Consider the following 15,843-nt stretch of genomic DNA (forward strand, 5'->3'; position numbering starts at 1 on the left):
CAATCGATCCGGCCCCCGGCGCGGCGCCTCTGGCCGTGCTAATATCGCGCCTCGCAAAGCAGGCCAGGCAGTCGCGGCCCCGAGATTTCGGTCGAGGGGGCGAGGAAAGTCCGGACTCCACAGGGCAGGGTGATGGCTAACGGCCATCCGTGGCGACACGCGGAACAGGGCAACAGAGAACAGACCGCCGATGGCCCGACTTCGGTCGGGATCAGGTAAGGGTGAAACGGTGCGGTAAGAGCGCACCGCGTCTGCGGTGACGTAGACGGCACGGTAACCTCCACCCGGAGCAATTCCAAGTAGGCAGGCGCGCATCTTCGGGATGCAGGATGGGGCCCCCATTCCGTCTGCGGGTAGGAAGCTTGAGCGCGTCAGCAATGGCGCGCCTAGAGGAATGGCTGCCACGCGCGGCGCGTCTTCGGACGCGGCGCGTGCACAGAATCCGGCTTATCGGCCTGCTTTGCAGCCCAAATCTGCCAATGCGCATGCAAAAAGCCGGCGCGGTTCTTCGATGAACCGCGCCGGCTTTTTCTTTGCCGCCAATCTTCTGCCGCAGATCTTAAGCCGCGACGATCTCGAACGTATGCGTGATCTCGGCGGTCTTGCCGATCATGATCGACGCCGAGCAGTACTTGTCGTGCGAGAGGTTGATTGCGCGCTCGACGGTGGCCGGGTTCAGATTCTTGCCGGTCACGGTGAAGTGGAAGTGGATCTTCGTGAAGACCTTCGGGTCCTCGCTCGCACGCTCGGCCTTGAGCGTCACGCTGCAGCCGCTCACTTCCTGGCGGCTCTTCTTGAGGATCAGCACCACGTCGTAGGCCGTGCAGCCGCCCGTGCCGAGCAGCACCATTTCCATCGGCCGCGGCGCGAGGTTGTGGCCGCCGCCTTCCGGCGCGCCGTCCATGTTGACGAGATGGCCGCTGCCCGTTTCGGCTGCGAACGCCATGCCGTCTTGTCCCATCCAGCTAACTTTGCATTCCATGTGCGTATGCCTCTGCGCGGTTTCTTGATTCAGACGGCATTGTAGCCCGCGTCTTACTGGTATGTCCGAGGGGACACGGCCGCGCGCGCCTTATGCCTTGTGCTTGAATGTTGCGGCGCGACATCCTGGCAACAAGGCGGATTTCCCCTAGGCAATTAGGGGTTTCGCTCTAGTGATCCTGCATGCTTTTCGCATGCTGGATTCCCAACAGACTGATTTTTATGAATTTTTCTCTCGGTGCGCTAGCGGCACGTAATTTCATATTGTGGTGTCGAATTTCGCAATGCAAATCCTCTTGCGTCGCACAAGGCCCATCCGTATAATTCGTCTCATTGGTTGTCGTGCTTCACGACACCTCAGCATGTCTCCTCCACCCTCCTCCAAAGAGTGGATTAAGCCCGAACAACGCGTTCGGGCTTTTTTTCGTTCATCGCCCTCGTTTCGCCCCGTCTCTGCCTCATTGCAAGTAATTTTTTGACTTGCAGCCAAATTTCCTTTTATAATCGTGGGTTTCCCGCATCCATGCCCGCGGGGAAAATGGGGAAACCCAGACAGGGAGAGCCTGCGCCGGCGCCAACGAGCGTCACCATACAAGCAGGACCAAAACAGGGCACAAGTTATTTTTTGGATCGATCATGAAGACTTTTTCCGCCAAGGCACATGAAGTGCAGCGCGAATGGTACGTGATTGACGCGACGGATAAGGTTCTCGGCCGTGTCGCCAGCGAAGTGGCACGCCGTCTTCGCGGCAAACACAAGCCTGAGTTCACCCCGCACGTCGACACTGGTGATTTCATCATCATCATCAACGCCGGCAAGCTGAAGGTCACGGGCAACAAGACCACCGACAAGAAGTACTACCGTCACTCGGGTTACCCGGGCGGTATCTACGAAACGACGTTCGGCAAGATGCAAGAACGCTTCCCGGGCCGCGCGCTCGAGAAGGCCGTGAAGGGCATGCTGCCGAAGGGCCCGCTCGGCTACGCGATGATCAAGAAGCTGAAGGTCTACGCTGACGCAACGCACCCGCACTCGGCACAACAGCCGAAGGCGCTCGAGATCTAAGGGGAGCCCACATGATCGGTAACTGGAATTACGGTACGGGCCGCCGCAAGAGCGCAGTCGCTCGTGTCTTCATCAAGTCGGGCAAGGGCGACATCATCGTCAACGGTAAGCCCATCGCTGACTACTTCTCGCGCGAAACGTCGCTGATGATCGTGCGTCAACCGCTGGAACTCACGAACCACGGCACGACGTTCGACATCAAGGTGAACGTGACGGGCGGCGGCGAAACCGGCCAGGCCGGCGCAGTTCGCCACGGCATCACGCGCGCGCTGATGGACTACGACGCAACGCTCAAGCCGGCACTGTCGCAAGCTGGCTTCGTCACCCGTGACGCACGTGAAGTGGAACGTAAGAAGGTCGGTTTCCACAAGGCACGTCGCCGCAAGCAGTTCTCGAAGCGTTAATTTCACATTGGCGCTTTGGCCTGTGCTCCTCGCGGAGCACAGCGCTGCTGCAAAAGCCGTCCGCGCTCACTGCGCCGGGCGGCTTTTTCGTTTTTTGTCGGCGCGTCGCACGCTCGGCGCGCAGGCTGCGAAAGTTTGGAGAAACCCTTGATTTTGTGGGCTTAAGCACGATCTCGGGAAGAGCCCTACAATAGCGGCTAGAAGCTTTTTTGGAGAGTTCGAATGAGCGCTGTCACCGAAACTACCGCGACCGAAATGCCCGGTCCCTTCGTATTCACCGAAGCAGCGGCTGACAAGGTCAAGCAACTGATCGACGAGGAAGGCAACCCGGAGCTGAAGCTGCGCGTATTCGTGCAAGGCGGCGGCTGCTCGGGCTTCCAGTACGGATTCACGTTCGACGAGACGGTCAACGAAGACGACACCGTGATGAACCGCAACGGCGTCCAGCTTCTGATCGACTCGATGAGCTATCAGTACCTCGTCGGCGCCGAGATCGACTACAAGGACGATCTCAATGGCGCGCAGTTCGTCATCAAGAACCCGAACGCGACCACCACGTGCGGTTGCGGCTCGTCGTTCTCGGTTTGATCGATCGACTGCAGTAAAAAAACGGGGCTTCGGCCCCGTTTTTTATTGGTGCGCGCCTGGTTCGCGCTCAGTCACCGTGTCTGGTCAGCGCGGATAAATCGCGCCGAGCACGCGCTCGCCGGCCGCGCCGGTGACGGCGGCAAGATTGCCGGGCTCCCGCGCTACGCAGCGCATGGCGAGCCACGCGAAGGCAAGCGGCTCCACCTGATGCGGCGGCACGCCTAGCGCCTCGGTGGTCATGACCGGCACGCCAGCCACACCGCCCGTTTCGAGCGCCTTCTGCAGCGCCGCCATCAACGCCGCGTTGCGCGCGCCGCCGCCGCAGACATATACGGCGCGGCAATCGCTCGCGTGACGCTCGATCTCGCGCGCCACGCTCACGGCGGTCAGTGCGACTAGCGTGGCTTGCACGTCGGCGGGCGTGAGCGACTCGAAGCCCTTGAGCTTGTCGTCGAGCCACTGGGCGTTGAAGAGATCGCGGCCTGTGCTCTTGGGCGGCTGCTGCTCGAAGAACGGTTCGTCCAGCAGGGCGTTCAAAAGCGGCTGATGCAGATGGCCGCTCGCGGCGAACTTGCCGTTCTCGTCGTAGGGCTTGCCCAGATGGCGTTCGGCCCAGAGGTCGAGCAGGGCGTTGGCCGGGCCACAATCGAACCCACGCACGGCACCCGTCGACGAAAGCACGGTGATGTTGCTGATGCCGCCCAGGTTGCAGACCACGCGCGTTTCTTCCTGCGAGCCGAACAGCGTCGCGTGGAACGCGGGCACGAGCGGCGCGCCCTGGCCGCCCGAGGCGACGTCGCGGCTGCGGAAGTCGGCGATCACGTCGATGTGGGTGAGTTCCGCAAGCAGCGCCGGGTTCTGTATCTGCACCGTGTAGCCCTTCTCCGGACGATGCCGCACGGTCTGCCCGTGAGCGCCGATTGCGCGCACATCGCCGGCGGAAACATTGCCCGCGCGCAGCAACTCGTGGCAGCACACCGCATAGCGGGCCGCAAGTGCGTTGCCGGCGAGCGCCTCGCGCTCGATCTCGTTCTCGCCTGGCTGTTGCAATGAAAAGAGCGCTTCGCGCAGCCCTTGTGCGAAGCCGACGAAGGCTTCGGCCAGCACCACTGGCCGCTGGCCAGCCTCGAAGCGCACGGCAATGCCGTCCACGCCATCCATGCTCGTGCCCGACATCAGGCCGAAATACACGCCGTCGGCGGCGTGTGCGCTCTCGTTTCGTGCGTCGCGTGGCGCCACGTTGTGCTCCTTGATTAAGGCAATTCAGTGTCCTGCGAAGGAATTATCGGCGCAATGCCGTTCGAGCGTAAGCCGAACGGCTGACTGTTGGCCGCCATCGCGACATGCGACGCTCATCTTCGCCGCTCTAACCCGGGCGGCACTGGAGCCCTGCGCGACATCAACTCCCACAAGTCGAAGTGTTGACTGCGCAATGTGTGATCCGTATAGTGAAACTATACGCTATACGGAAAATACGTACTGACCCGATCCTGGCTCCAGACCTATCCATGTTCGTTCTGCTGAGTCTGGAGAATCATGATCAAGTCGTGGAATCACAAAGGGCTGAAGGCGTTCTTCTTCACTGGCAGCAAAGCGGGCATCCGGCCCGATCACATCGCGTCAGTTGGCGCGGCTCGACGAGGCCGAGTCGCCGCGGGACATGAACGTGCCGGGCTGGCGCTGCCATGCGCTGGAAGGCCGTCTCGGGGGGCACCATGCGATTCTCGTCAATGGCAACTGGCGCCTGACCTTCGCGTTCGAAGGCCGTCACGCGGTCCTTGTCGACTATCACGACTACCACTGAGGCACGAGCAAGATGAACGACACGATACGCATGCATAACCCGCCGCACCCCGGTGAAACGCTGCGCGAGGACATTCTCCCCGAACTGGGGCTCACCGTGACCGAAGCGGCTGCGCAACTCGGTGTCACGCGAGCCGCGCTCTCGCGCGTGCTGAACGGCCGCGCCGGTATTTCGCCGGAAATGGCGCTGCGCCTCGAGGCGTGGCTTGGCGAGGAAAACGGGGGCCGCGCCGATCTGTGGCTCGCCATGCAGGTCGCCTACGACCTTTGGCAGGCGCGCGCGAAAGGCGTGCCGCGCGTCGAGCGCGCTGCCGCCCGTTCCTGAGCACGCGGCTTGGGGCGCGCTGCGAGTCGCCGCCGCGCAGGCGACCCGCTACGAGCCGCAAAGACCTGCGAAGACCTGCAACGCGCCGCAAACCTCAGCCTGGCGAGTCGAATCACGTAAAATTGCGGTCTAGACCCAGACCTAACGACAGAACCGATCGAAGCATGAGCACCGAGTCCACTCCCAATAGCGGCGCAAAAGACGCCTTTCCGGTCACCGACGAAGTCCGTCACGCGCTTGCCGTCACGAAGCGCGGCGTGGACGAACTGCTGATCGAAGAAGAATTCGAGCAGAAGCTCGCTCGCAGCGCGGCCACGGGCAAGCCGCTGCGCATCAAGCTCGGCCTCGACCCGACCGCCCCTGACATCCACATCGGCCATACGGTCGTGCTCAACAAGATGCGCCAGCTGCAGGATCTCGGCCACACCGTGATCTTCCTGATCGGCGACTTCACTTCGCTGATCGGCGACCCGTCGGGCCGCAATGCCACGCGCCCGCCGCTCACGCGCGAGCAGATCGAATCGAACGCGAAAACGTACTTCGAGCAGGCCGCGCTCGTTCTCAACCGCGAAAAGACCGAAATCCGCTACAACAGCGAATGGTCGATGCCGCTCGGCGCCGACGGCATGATCAAGCTCGCGTCGCGCTACACGGTCGCGCGCATTCTCGAGCGCGAGGACTTCACCAAGCGCTTCCAGGGCGGCGTGCCCATCTCGATCCACGAGTTCCTGTATCCGCTCATGCAGGGCTACGACTCGGTCGCGCTCAATGCGGACCTCGAGCTCGGCGGCACGGACCAGAAGTTCAACCTGCTCGTTGGCCGTGAACTGCAAAAGCAGTACGGCCAGGAACAGCAGTGCATTCTCACGATGCCGCTGCTCGAAGGCCTCGACGGCGTCGAGAAGATGTCGAAGTCGAAGAACAACTACGTTGGCATCAGCGAAAAGCCCAACGACATGTTCGGCAAGCTCATGTCCATTTCGGACACGATGATGTGGCGTTACTTCACGCTGCTCTCGTTCCGTCCCATGGACGAAATCGAGGGCTTCAAGCGCGAAATCGAAGCGGGCCGCAACCCACGCGACTTCAAGGTGCTGCTCGCGCAGGAAATCGTCGCACGCTTTCATTCGCAGGCCGACGCCGAGCGCGCGCTCGAAGACTTCAACCACCGCGCCAAGGGCGGCGTGCCCGACGACATTCCGTCGATCACGCTCGCGGGCGCGCCGCTTGCCATCGGCCAGTTGCTCAAGCAGGCGGGGCTCGTGCCCTCCACGAGCGAAGCGCTGCGCAACATCGAGCAGGGCGGCGTGAAGATCGACGGCGCGACCGTGTCCGACAAGGGCCTCAAGGTCGAGGCGGGCGAGTTCGTCGTGCAAGTGGGCAAGCGGCGCTTTGCGCGCGTGACGCTCACCGCATGATTGCCTTGATCCAGCGCGTGCGCCGAGCGGAAGTACGCGTGGCGCAAGGTGGCAGCGAACGCGTGACCGGTGCGATCGGCCAGGGGCTGCTCGCGCTGGTGTGTGCCGAGCGTGGCGACACCGAAGCCAACGCCGACAAGCTGCTCGCGAAGTTGCTCGGCTATCGCGTGTTCAGCGACGCGGCGGGCAAGATGAACCTGAGCGTGCAGAACATCGACGGCAATGGCGCTCCCGGCGGCTTGCTGCTCGTCTCGCAGTTCACGCTCGCCGCCGATACGAACAGTGGCTTGCGCCCGAGCTTCACGCCGGCCGCACCGCCCGAAGAGGGGCGGCGTCTGTTCGATTATTTCGTCGCCGCCGCGCGCGAGAAGCATCCGACCGTCGAGACCGGCGAGTTCGGCGCCGACATGCAGGTGTCGCTCGTCAACGACGGCCCCGTCACGTTCTGGCTGCAAGTGCGCAACTGAACCATGAACACGCAGATCCTCTTTATCCGCCACGGCGAAACGGACTGGAATCGCATCAAGCGCATCCAGGGGCATATCGACATTCCGCTCGCGCAAAGTGGGGTGGTGCAGGCGCAGCAGCTCGGCGCACGGCTCGCGAAGGAAGTGCAGTCGGGCGCGCGGATCGATGCAATCTGGTCGAGCGACCTGTTGCGCGCGCAACAGACGGCACAGCCCGTTGCGGAAGCCCTGGGTTTGCCGGTGCAGCTCACCGCAGGGCTGCGCGAACGCAACTATGGCGCGTTCCAGGGCCACGACAGCGACGAAATCTCCGAGCGCTTCCCGGACGAGTACGCGCACTGGCAAACGCGCGACCCCGGCTTCGCGCCGCCCGAAGGCGAGTCGCAGCGCGAGTTGTATCACCGCGTGCTGCACGCGCTCGAGCCGATCCTGGCCATGCATCCGGGCGGGCGCATTGCGTGTGTCGCGCACGGCGGCGTGCTCGACTGCGTCTACCGCTTCGCGAACGGCCTCTCGCTCGACGCGCCGCGCGCGTGGCCGCTCCTCAACACGAGCGTGAACGTCGTCGATTTCGAACGCGGCGACTACGTCACGCAGGCGCGCGTCGTCGCATGGGGCGACGTGGCGCATCTGGGCGGCGTTAGCGCCGACGATGGCTTCAAGCGTACGCCCGAGCCGGGCCGCTAATCTGTCTTCCTCACACAGCGCGGTGGGCCGCCGCGCTGTCCTGTTTCTCCAGCCTTTCCCATCCCCGCGTTGATCCCAGCCCCGTCTGACTCCAGGCTAAGGCACCAGCTATCTCCTTTCCGCTTGCTTGCGGATTCCTTCCAAAGCCCAACCACAAAGTTAAGCGTCCTGCTAACATTTGTCCGACCTTTGGGTGCGCTGGCCACCGGGCTCCTGGCCCGGCTCCGCGTTGTAGAGGGACGCGCGCGCATGACAGGCGTGAAGCCGCGTGCCCAAGGTTGTTATACGAACGGGTATTCCCAGAAAAAAACGCAGGAGAAAGTTCAATGACGTTCAAGCTTCACAAGCTGCTGCCGGTGAGCGCAGCGGTCATGGCGCTCGCAGCGCTGTCGGGCAACGCGGCGGCCGACCAGGTCGTCAAGATCGGCCACGTCGGGCCGCTCACGGGCGGTTCGGCCCACCTCGGCAAGGACAACGAGAACGGCGCGCGCCTCGCCATCGAGGAAATCAACGCCAAGGGTCTCACGATCGACGGCCAAAAAATTACGCTCTCGCTCGACGCCCAGGACGACGCCGCCGACCCGCGCCAGGCCACCCAGGTCGCGCAGAAACTCGTCGACGACAAGGTCGTTGCCGTGATTGGCCATCTGAATTCGGGCGCATCGATCCCGGCTTCGAAGATTTACAGCGACGCGGGCATCGTGCAGATCTCGCCGTCGTCGACCAATCCTTCGTACACGCAGCAGGGTTTCAAGACGACGTACCGCGTGGTCGCGACCGATGCCCAGCAAGGCCCCGCACTTGCCGACTACGCAGCGAAAAGCCTGAACGTGAAGACCGTGGCGGTGGTCGACGACTCGACCGCGTATGGCCAAGGCCTCGCCAACGAGTTCGAGAAGACGGCGAAGTCGCTTGGCATGAAGGTGCTTTCGCACGACGCGACCAACGACAAGGCCGTGGATTTCCGCGCGATCCTCACGAAGATCAAGGGCGAGAATCCCGACGCGATCATGTACGGCGGCATGGACGCCACCGGCGGTCCGTTTGCGAAGCAGGCGAAGCAACTGGGTCTGCGCGCGAAGGTGTTGTCGGGCGACGGCGTGTGCACGGAAAGCCTCGCGGAGCTGGCGGGCGCGGCGACCGACAATATCGTTTGCTCGCAGGCGGGCATGGCGGTCGAGCGCATGAATGGCGGTGCGGCGTTCGCGGCGAAGTACCAGAAGCGCTTCGGTCATCCGATCGAATTCGATGCGCCCTTCACGTATGACGCGGTGTACATCGTCGTCGATGCGATGAAGCGCGCGAACTCGACTGATCCCGCGAAGGTCCTCGCGCAGATCCCGGGCACGGACTACAAGGGCGTGATTGGCGAGACCACGTTTGACGCAAAGGGCGACCTCAAGCACGGCGTGATCTCGCTCTACAACTACAAGGCAGGCAAGAAAACGCTGCTCGACGTGGTGAAGATGTAAGCACGCAGGCGCCTGGATTCGGAGGCGCGCCTGCAAACGGAACGGCCAACCGGCGCGAGCGGGTTGGCCGTTTTGCTATTGCGCAGTGCTTATTGCGCGGGTTTTGCCGCAGCCCGCCGCCGCGCGCGTTTGGACACGCCATTGACGAGCGCCCAGCGCAATACCGGTGCGATCGCTCGCATGCCAGGCTGCACGAGCGCGCGGCGCGCAAAGGAGAAGGAATCGAAGCCGAGCATCTGCTGCGCGAAAGGCGGCAACAAGTCGATGCCCGCATTCCTGATCAGCGCGCCAGCAGGGCGCATTCCCGGTCGCGGCGCCGGTGCATCCATGAGCACGCGCACGACCTCGAAGGTGCGCTCGCTCGCGACGAGTTCGGGCTGCATCGACTGCAAATACGCATCGACTTCGGCGCGCGAACGCGGCACGTTCGCAGCGCCCAGCAGTTCGGCAATGCGCGCGACTTCGGCGTAGTACTGATCCTGCATCTCACCGGGCAGTGCGGGATTCACGAAGCGCAAATAGGCGCCGAGAAAGCTCGACACTTCGGCCACATGCACCCACGTGAGCAACGCGGGATCACTCGCGCGATAGGGGCGGCCATCGAGCGCGGTGCCCGTCACGGCGAGGTGGATCGTCTTGACGCGTTCGATCAAGGCCAGCGCGTCGGCGCGGCTGCCGTATGTCGTGCCCGCGATGAAAGTCGCGGTGCGCCGCAGCCGCCCGAGTATGTCGATGCGAAACGTCGAATGGTCCCACACGCCGGCGAGCGCATGCGGATGCAGCGCCTGGAGCAACAGCGCGCTCACGCCGCCCGCCATCATCGCGGCGAAATCGGCGTGGACTTTCCAGCAGACGGCGTCGGGGCCGAAGAGGCCGGGGTCGCCCGGCGGATTCGAGTAATCGAGTCTTGGGCCGCTGCCTGTGGTGAGGTGCGTGATGCTTTCGGCGAGCGTCATGCGCAGACGGCGCACGAGTTGACCGGCAAGGCCGGTCGGCTCGGGAGCGTTCGGAGGCAGGCCGGCGTGATCGGACATCGTGCTCTCGCTCGCGCTGCGTTGAAGTGTGTTGAAGGTGTGCCGCGCAAATGTACTGCGGCTTACGACGCGTCCGGTTCCCAGTCGCCACCCGCCGACGCGTCGTCCGGCACCGTGAGGCCAAAGTGGCGATAGCTCAGTTGCGTGGCCACGCGGCCGCGCGGCGTGCGCTGCAGATAGCCCTGCTGGATCAGATACGGTTCGAGCACGTCCTCGATCGTGTCGCGTTCCTCGCCGATTGCGGCGGCGAGATTGTCCACGCCCACCGGGCCGCCGTCGAACTTGTGCAGGATGGCTTCGAGCAGCTTGCGGTCCATCAGGTCGAAGCCCACGGGGTCGACGTCGAGCATGCGCAGCGCGGCGTCTGCGACCTTGGCGGTGATCGCGCCGTCGGCTTTCACCTCGGCGTAGTCGCGCACGCGGCGCAGCAGGCGGTTCGCAATACGCGGCGTGCCGCGCGAGCGGCGCGCGATTTCGAGCGCGCCGTCAGGGTGAATCTGCGCGCCGAGCAGCGAAGCGGAGCGTTGCACGATGCGCGAGAGTTCACTCGCGTTGTAGAACTCGAGGCGCGAGACGATGCCGAAGCGGTCGCGCAGCGGATTCGTGAGCATGCCCGCGCGCGTGGTCGCGCCCACGAGCGTGAACGGCTGGAGGTCGAGCTTCACGCTGCGCGCGGCCGGCCCTTCGCCAATCATGATGTCGATCTGGTAGTCCTCGAGCGCCGGATACAGGATTTCCTCGACGACCGGCGAGAGCCGGTGAATTTCGTCGATGAAGAGTACGTCGTTGGCTTCGAGATTGGTGAGCAGCGCTGCGAGATCGCCCGCGCGCTCGAGCACGGGGCCCGACGTCTGCCGCAAATTGACCCCCATTTCGCGCGCGATGATGTGCGCAAGCGTGGTCTTGCCCAGGCCCGGCGGCCCGAACAGCAGCACGTGGTCGAGCGGTTCGGAACGGCGCTTCGCGGCCTCGATGAAAATCTCGAGCTGGCCGCGCACCTTTTCCTGGCCGACATATTCGTCGAGCTGGCGGGGGCGTAACGCGCGTTCGAACGCTTCCTCGTGGGTCGAGGCGGGCGTGGCGGCGATCACGCGGTCGGCGCCGGCGTGGTTGGCGGCGAGTTTGTCGGTTTCGATCATCCAGCGATTGTACCGCGCAGACTATGCGGCGGCGGCCCGTCCCGAGCCCCGAGATCGTGCCGCAACTAACAGCCCGGCACGAGCCTGCACGACGGCGATCAGGCCTTCGAAAGCGCCTTGAGCGCGAGCTTGATGCCTTCGGAAACGCCAGTGCCGGCGGGCACGTTCTTGATCGCGGCGAGCGCTTCCTTTTCCGAATAGCCGAGCGCGAGCAGCGCGTTGAGGATGTCGTTTGCGTGGTCGGAGGGCGAAGCGGCGGCGGCCATCGCGCCGAGGTCCGCGCCGAGCTTGCCCTTGAGTTCGAGCAGCAGACGCTCGGCCGTTTTCTTGCCGATGCCGGGCACGCGCGTGAGGCGCGCCGCATCTTGCTGTGTGACCGCTTGCGAGAGGTCGTGCACGCTCATGCCCGAGAGCACGGCGAGCGCCATGCGCGCGCCGATGCCGCTGATCTTGAGCAGTTCGCGAAACGTCGAGCGTTCCTCTTGCGTGCCGAAGCCGAAGAGCAGATGCGCGTCTTCGCGCACGATCATCTGCGTGAGCAACACGATTTTTTCGCCGTTGCCGGGCAGGTTGTAGAACGTGCTCATCGGCACGTCGACTTCGTAGCCGACGCCGTTGCAGTCGATGAGCAGGTGCGGCGGGTTCTTTTCCAGCAATACGCCGGCAATGCGACCGATCATGGCGGTTTCTGTGATGAGGGAAAGCTCAAGAGTGTAGCGGAGGGCAGGGCAGTACGGAGCGCGCGGCTCGAACGTTGGCCGTTCGGGCGAGGCGCATTAGTCGCGCATTCAACCGCGCATTTAGCCTATCAACCGTCCACGCCGCACCCGCATGCCCTTCTTCGCGAGCGCAGGCGCAAGCCCGCCGAGCGTGGCAAGCGCATCCCCGCCGTGCGCGTGACAGATCGCCATGCCAAGCGCGTCGGCGGCGTCGGTGCCGGGCGTGCCCGTGAGGGCGAGCAGGCGCACGACCATCTGCTGCATCTGCTCCTTGGTCGCGCGTCCGTAGCCCACCACGGCTTGCTTGAGTTGCAGCGCGGTGTATTCGGCCACCGGCACGCCGCCTGAAACCAGCCCGCAAATGGCCGCGCCGCGCGCCTGCCCGAGCAGGAGCGTCGACTGCGGATTGACGTTGACGAACACTTTTTCGATCGCCGCCTGGTCGGGCGCGTGCTGGCGGATCAGCGTGGAGACGCCCTCGAAGATCGTGCCGAGGCGCGTGGGCAGATCGGCATCGGCGGTGCGGATGACGCCGCTTGCGACATACGTGAGCTGATGGCCGTGTCGCTCGATCACGCCGAAGCCGGTGACGCGCAAGCCGGGGTCGATGCCGAGAATTCTCATGAAATGCGGGAAAAACGGATGTGCTGCGATGGTACAACGAACGGCCTACCTGCCGCGAGCCTTGAGGGCGCGAGCGAAGGCGGCGCGCCATGCAAAGAAAAAGCCCGCGGGACGCAAGTCCGGCGGGCTTTGCTCAAGCGGCGCGTCACGTGCAGGTCACGCGCCGCACGCAAGGATCAGTGACGGAAGTGGCGAATGCCCGTCATCACCATGGCGATGTTGTGCTCGTCGGCGGCGGCGATCACTTCGTCGTCGCGCATCGAGCCGCCCGGCTGGATCACGCAGGTCGCGCCCGCGTTGACCACCACGTCGAGACCGTCACGGAACGGGAAGAACGCGTCCGACGCGACTGCCGTGCCCGCGAGCTTGAGGCCCGCGTTCTCGGCCTTGATGCTGGCGATGCGCGCCGAGTCCACGCGGCTCATCTGGCCTGCGCCCACGCCCATCGTCATGCCGTTCGCGCAGAACACGATGGCGTTCGACTTCACGAACTTCGCGACTCGCCATGCGAACAGCAGATCGTCCATTTCCTTCGGCGTCGGGTGGCGCTTCGTCACGACGCGCAGTTCGTGCGGCTGCACGTTCTTCGCATCGAGCGATTGCACGAGCAGACCGCCGCCCACGCGCTTCAGATCGAACGCGTTGTGGCCATCGCCCAGCGCGATTTCCAGCAGACGCACGTTCTGCTTCGCGGCGAACACGGCCTTCGCGGCTGCCGAGAACGACGGCGCGATCAGCACTTCGACGAACTGCTTCGCCACGGCTTGGGCAGCCGCTTCGTCGACTTCGCGATTGAACGCGATGATGCCGCCGAACGCCGAGGTCGGGTCGGTCTGGAACGCCTTCGAGTACGCTTCGAGCGCGTTCGCGCCGATTGCCACGCCGCACGGATTCGCGTGCTTGATGATCACGCAGGCCGGGGCGTCGAAGGTCTTCACGCATTCCCACGCCGCGTCCGAGTCGGCGATGTTGTTGTACGAGAGTTCCTTGCCCTGGAGCTGCGTGTAGTTCGCGAGCGCGCCGGCGGGCGTCGTGAGGTCGCGGTAGAACGCGGCGCTCTGGTGCGGGTTTTCGCCGTAGCGCAGGTCCTGGACCTTGTCGAACGCGAGGTTCAGCACGGCCGGGTAGGTGTTGCGCGACTTGTGCTCGAGTGCTTCGGTCAGGCTCGTGAGGTAGTTCGTGATCGCGCCGTCGTACTGCGCCGTGTGCGAAAACACCTTCGTTGCGAGGCGGAAGTTCGTGGCGTAGCTCACGGTGTTGCCGTTCGCGCGCATTTCCTCCAGCACCTTCGCGTAGTCGGCCGGGTCGACCACCACGGTCACGTCGCGATGGTTCTTCGCCGCCGAGCGCAGCATGGTCGGGCCGCCGATATCGATGTTCTCGATCGCGTCTTCGAGCGTGCACTCTTCCTTCGACACCGTCTGGACGAACGGGTAGAGGTTCACGACGAGCAGGTCGATCGTCGGGATATCGTGCTTTTCGAGCGCGGCCATGTGCTCGGGCAGGTCGCGGCGCGCGAGAATGCCGCCGTGCACCTTCGGGTGCAGCGTTTTCACGCGCCCATCGAGCATTTCCGGAAAGCCGGTGTAGTCGGCCACTTCGGTGACGGGAAGGCCCGCGTCCGCGAGCAGTTTCGCGGTGCCGCCGGTCGACAGGATCTTGACGCCGAGATCCGACAGGGATTTCGCGAAGTCGACAATGCCTGCCTTGTCGGAAACGGAGATGAGCGCTTGCTTGATCATGATGTGGGAGAGTTGCCGATAGATCGAGGAGTCCGCGCCGAAGGTCCAGTAAAACGCAGCGGCGTTACAGCAGGCCGTGCTGCTGGAGCTTCTTGCGCAGCGTGTTGCGGTTGATGCCGAGATACTCGGCGGCCAGCGACTGATTGCCGCCTGCCTGCTCGAGCACCACCTCGAGCATCGGTTTTTCGACGCACGCCATTACCATTTCGTAGACGTCGTGCGGATTGCTGCCGTCGAGGTCCTGGAAGTAGATGCCAAGGCTCTCGCGGACGGATTGTTCGATGTTGTGCTTGCTCATGCTGCCAGTCGATCGGTTGATTCGTCGCTGCCGTCGCTGTCGTTGTTCTCGTCGTCGACGTAGACGAGGCGCTCGGAGCGCGCCTTCTGTTCGTCGAAGAACTGGTTGACGGCGACAAGCTGCTCGCGCGTGGTGTCCAGCGTATTCATGCGATGCCGGAACGTATTGGCGCCGCAAAGGCCGCGAGTGTACCAGCCGATATGCTTGCGCGCAGTACGCACGCCCGTAAATTCGCCATAAAACGCGTAGTGGTCCTCCAGATGCTCATTCATGATCGACTGGATTTCGTCCACGCGCGGCGGCGGCAACAGTTCGCCCGTCGCGAGGAAATGCTCGATTTCGCGGAACAGCCACGGGCGCCCCTGCGCCGCGCGGCCGATCATGATGGCGTCGGCGCCCGTGAGCGCGAGGACCTCGCGCGCCTTTTGCGGCGACGTAATGTCGCCGTTCGCGACCACCGGAATCCGTGCCGCGGCTTTCACCGCGGCGATCGTTTCGTACTCCGCTTCACCGTGGTAGAGGTCGGCGCGCGTGCGGCCGTGCACGGTGAGCATGGAAATGCCGCTTTCCTCGGCAATGCGCGCGATGGTGAGCGCGTTGCGGTTGTCGCGGTCCCAGCCCGTGCGGATCTTCAGCGTGACGGGCACGGCGTCGGGGCCCACGCCCACGGCGTCGACCACGGCCTTGACGATGCGCGCGACGAGCGGCTCGTTTTGCAGCAGCGCCGAGCCGGCCGCGACGTTGCAGACCTTCTTGGCCGGGCAGCCCATGTTGATGTCGATGATCTGCGCGCCGTTCGCCACGTTGTAGCGCGCGGCTTCGGCCATCATTTCGGGATCGGCGCCGGCAATCTGCACGGAGATGGGTTCCACTTCGCCCGCGTGATTGGCGCGGCGCATGGTCTTTTCGCTCTTCCAGAGCTGCGCGTTGGACGCGACCATTTCGGACACCGCATAGCCCGCGCCGAGGCGCTTGCACAGCTGGCGGAACGGCCGGTCCGTGACACCCGCCATGGGGGCGACGAACAGGTTATTACGCAAGGTGTGACGGCCGATAGTGAACATGACGCGCGGGCGA

The 15,843-nt window shown here is 64.1% G+C and carries 17 protein-coding genes, 1 other RNA gene and 1 pseudogene; 10 read left to right on the forward strand and 9 right to left on the reverse strand.

Going from position 1 to position 15,843, the window contains the following annotated elements; translation table 11 throughout:
• Positions 1-55: 55 nt before the first annotated feature.
• Positions 56-466: RNase P RNA component class A (gene rnpB / locus U5A58_RS07630), an RNA gene on the forward strand.
• 93 nt (positions 467-559) lie between these two features.
• Here the strand turns inward: rnpB and U5A58_RS07635 are convergent.
• Positions 560-982, reverse strand: a complete 423-nt coding sequence (locus tag U5A58_RS07635) for an OsmC family protein (RefSeq protein ID WP_027795839.1) — start codon at positions 980-982, stop codon at positions 560-562.
• A gap of 635 nt (positions 983-1,617) precedes the next feature.
• Here U5A58_RS07635 and rplM point away from each other — a divergent pair.
• The 3 genes from rplM to erpA all read left to right on the forward strand — a co-directional run bounded on the left by rplM (position 1,618) and on the right by erpA (position 3,038).
• Positions 1,618-2,046 (forward strand): 50S ribosomal protein L13, encoded by a 429-nt coding sequence (rplM, locus tag U5A58_RS07640; RefSeq protein WP_027795838.1) that lies wholly within the window; start codon positions 1,618-1,620, stop codon positions 2,044-2,046.
• Between the two features lie 11 nt (positions 2,047-2,057).
• Entirely contained in the window at positions 2,058-2,450 is a 393-nt protein-coding gene (rpsI, locus tag U5A58_RS07645) for a 30S ribosomal protein S9 (protein ID WP_133196235.1), read from the forward strand.
• 222 nt (positions 2,451-2,672) lie between these two features.
• Positions 2,673-3,038: an iron-sulfur cluster insertion protein ErpA gene (gene erpA, locus U5A58_RS07650; RefSeq protein ID WP_042262553.1), complete on the forward strand. Its 366-nt coding sequence runs from the start codon at positions 2,673-2,675 to the stop codon at positions 3,036-3,038.
• Between the two features lie 84 nt (positions 3,039-3,122).
• Here the strand turns inward: erpA and U5A58_RS07655 are convergent, their stop codons facing one another.
• Positions 3,123-4,277, reverse strand: coding sequence for an anhydro-N-acetylmuramic acid kinase (locus tag U5A58_RS07655; RefSeq protein ID WP_321960982.1), 1,155 nt, complete (start codon positions 4,275-4,277; stop codon positions 3,123-3,125).
• A gap of 297 nt (positions 4,278-4,574) precedes the next feature.
• Here U5A58_RS07655 and U5A58_RS07660 point away from each other — a divergent pair.
• The 6 genes and pseudogenes from U5A58_RS07660 to U5A58_RS07685 all read left to right on the forward strand — a co-directional run bounded on the left by U5A58_RS07660 (position 4,575) and on the right by U5A58_RS07685 (position 9,210).
• A pseudogene (locus tag U5A58_RS07660) lies at positions 4,575-4,842 on the forward strand (type II toxin-antitoxin system RelE/ParE family toxin).
• Between the two features lie 12 nt (positions 4,843-4,854).
• Entirely contained in the window at positions 4,855-5,166 is a 312-nt protein-coding gene (locus tag U5A58_RS07665) for a HigA family addiction module antitoxin (protein WP_321960983.1), read from the forward strand.
• A 164-nt stretch (positions 5,167-5,330) separates the two neighbouring features.
• On the forward strand, positions 5,331-6,584 hold the full coding sequence (tyrS, locus tag U5A58_RS07670; protein WP_321960984.1) for a tyrosine--tRNA ligase: 1,254 nt from the start codon (positions 5,331-5,333) through the stop codon (positions 6,582-6,584).
• On the forward strand, positions 6,581-7,051 hold the full coding sequence (gene dtd, locus U5A58_RS07675) for a D-aminoacyl-tRNA deacylase (RefSeq protein WP_321913176.1): 471 nt from the start codon (positions 6,581-6,583) through the stop codon (positions 7,049-7,051). Before tyrS ends, dtd begins: the two co-directional genes overlap by 4 nt.
• Positions 7,052-7,054: 3 nt before the next feature.
• Entirely contained in the window at positions 7,055-7,738 is a 684-nt protein-coding gene (locus U5A58_RS07680; protein ID WP_321960985.1) for a histidine phosphatase family protein, read from the forward strand.
• A 326-nt stretch (positions 7,739-8,064) separates the two neighbouring features.
• On the forward strand, positions 8,065-9,210 hold the full coding sequence (locus tag U5A58_RS07685) for a branched-chain amino acid ABC transporter substrate-binding protein (RefSeq protein WP_321913174.1): 1,146 nt from the start codon (positions 8,065-8,067) through the stop codon (positions 9,208-9,210).
• Positions 9,211-9,299: 89 nt separating this feature from the next.
• Here the strand turns inward: U5A58_RS07685 and U5A58_RS07690 are convergent, their stop codons facing one another.
• The 7 genes from U5A58_RS07690 to dusB form a co-directional block, all read right to left on the reverse strand.
• Complete coding sequence (locus U5A58_RS07690; RefSeq protein WP_321961235.1) at positions 9,300-10,166, reverse strand: oxygenase MpaB family protein; 867 nt, start codon at positions 10,164-10,166, stop codon at positions 9,300-9,302.
• A gap of 140 nt (positions 10,167-10,306) precedes the next feature.
• Entirely contained in the window at positions 10,307-11,383 is a 1,077-nt protein-coding gene (ruvB, locus tag U5A58_RS07695; RefSeq protein ID WP_069268446.1) for a Holliday junction branch migration DNA helicase RuvB, read from the reverse strand.
• A gap of 98 nt (positions 11,384-11,481) precedes the next feature.
• A complete protein-coding gene (gene ruvA, locus U5A58_RS07700) occupies positions 11,482-12,063 on the reverse strand; it encodes a Holliday junction branch migration protein RuvA (protein ID WP_321913171.1) in 582 nt (193 codons plus the stop codon).
• Positions 12,064-12,183: 120 nt separating this feature from the next.
• Positions 12,184-12,726 (reverse strand): crossover junction endodeoxyribonuclease RuvC, encoded by a 543-nt coding sequence (gene ruvC, locus U5A58_RS07705; protein ID WP_028201962.1) that lies wholly within the window; start codon positions 12,724-12,726, stop codon positions 12,184-12,186.
• Positions 12,727-12,902: 176 nt separating this feature from the next.
• The gene (purH, locus tag U5A58_RS07710) at positions 12,903-14,468 is read right to left on the reverse strand and encodes a bifunctional phosphoribosylaminoimidazolecarboxamide formyltransferase/IMP cyclohydrolase (protein WP_321960986.1); all 1,566 of its coding nucleotides are present in this window, start codon (positions 14,466-14,468) and stop codon (positions 12,903-12,905) included.
• A 64-nt stretch (positions 14,469-14,532) separates the two neighbouring features.
• Positions 14,533-14,766 carry a Fis family transcriptional regulator gene (locus U5A58_RS07715; protein WP_028216158.1) on the reverse strand — a complete coding sequence of 78 codons (234 nt, stop codon included), beginning with the start codon at positions 14,764-14,766 and terminating at the stop codon, positions 14,533-14,535.
• Complete coding sequence (gene dusB, locus U5A58_RS07720) at positions 14,763-15,830, reverse strand: tRNA dihydrouridine synthase DusB (RefSeq protein WP_321960987.1); 1,068 nt, start codon at positions 15,828-15,830, stop codon at positions 14,763-14,765. Before dusB ends, U5A58_RS07715 begins: the two co-directional genes overlap by 4 nt.
• Positions 15,831-15,843 lie beyond the last annotated feature (13 nt).

It is taken from the genome of Paraburkholderia sp. J7 (assembly GCF_905220155.1).
In the GTDB taxonomy this organism is placed as follows: Bacteria; Pseudomonadota; Gammaproteobacteria; order Burkholderiales; family Burkholderiaceae; genus Paraburkholderia.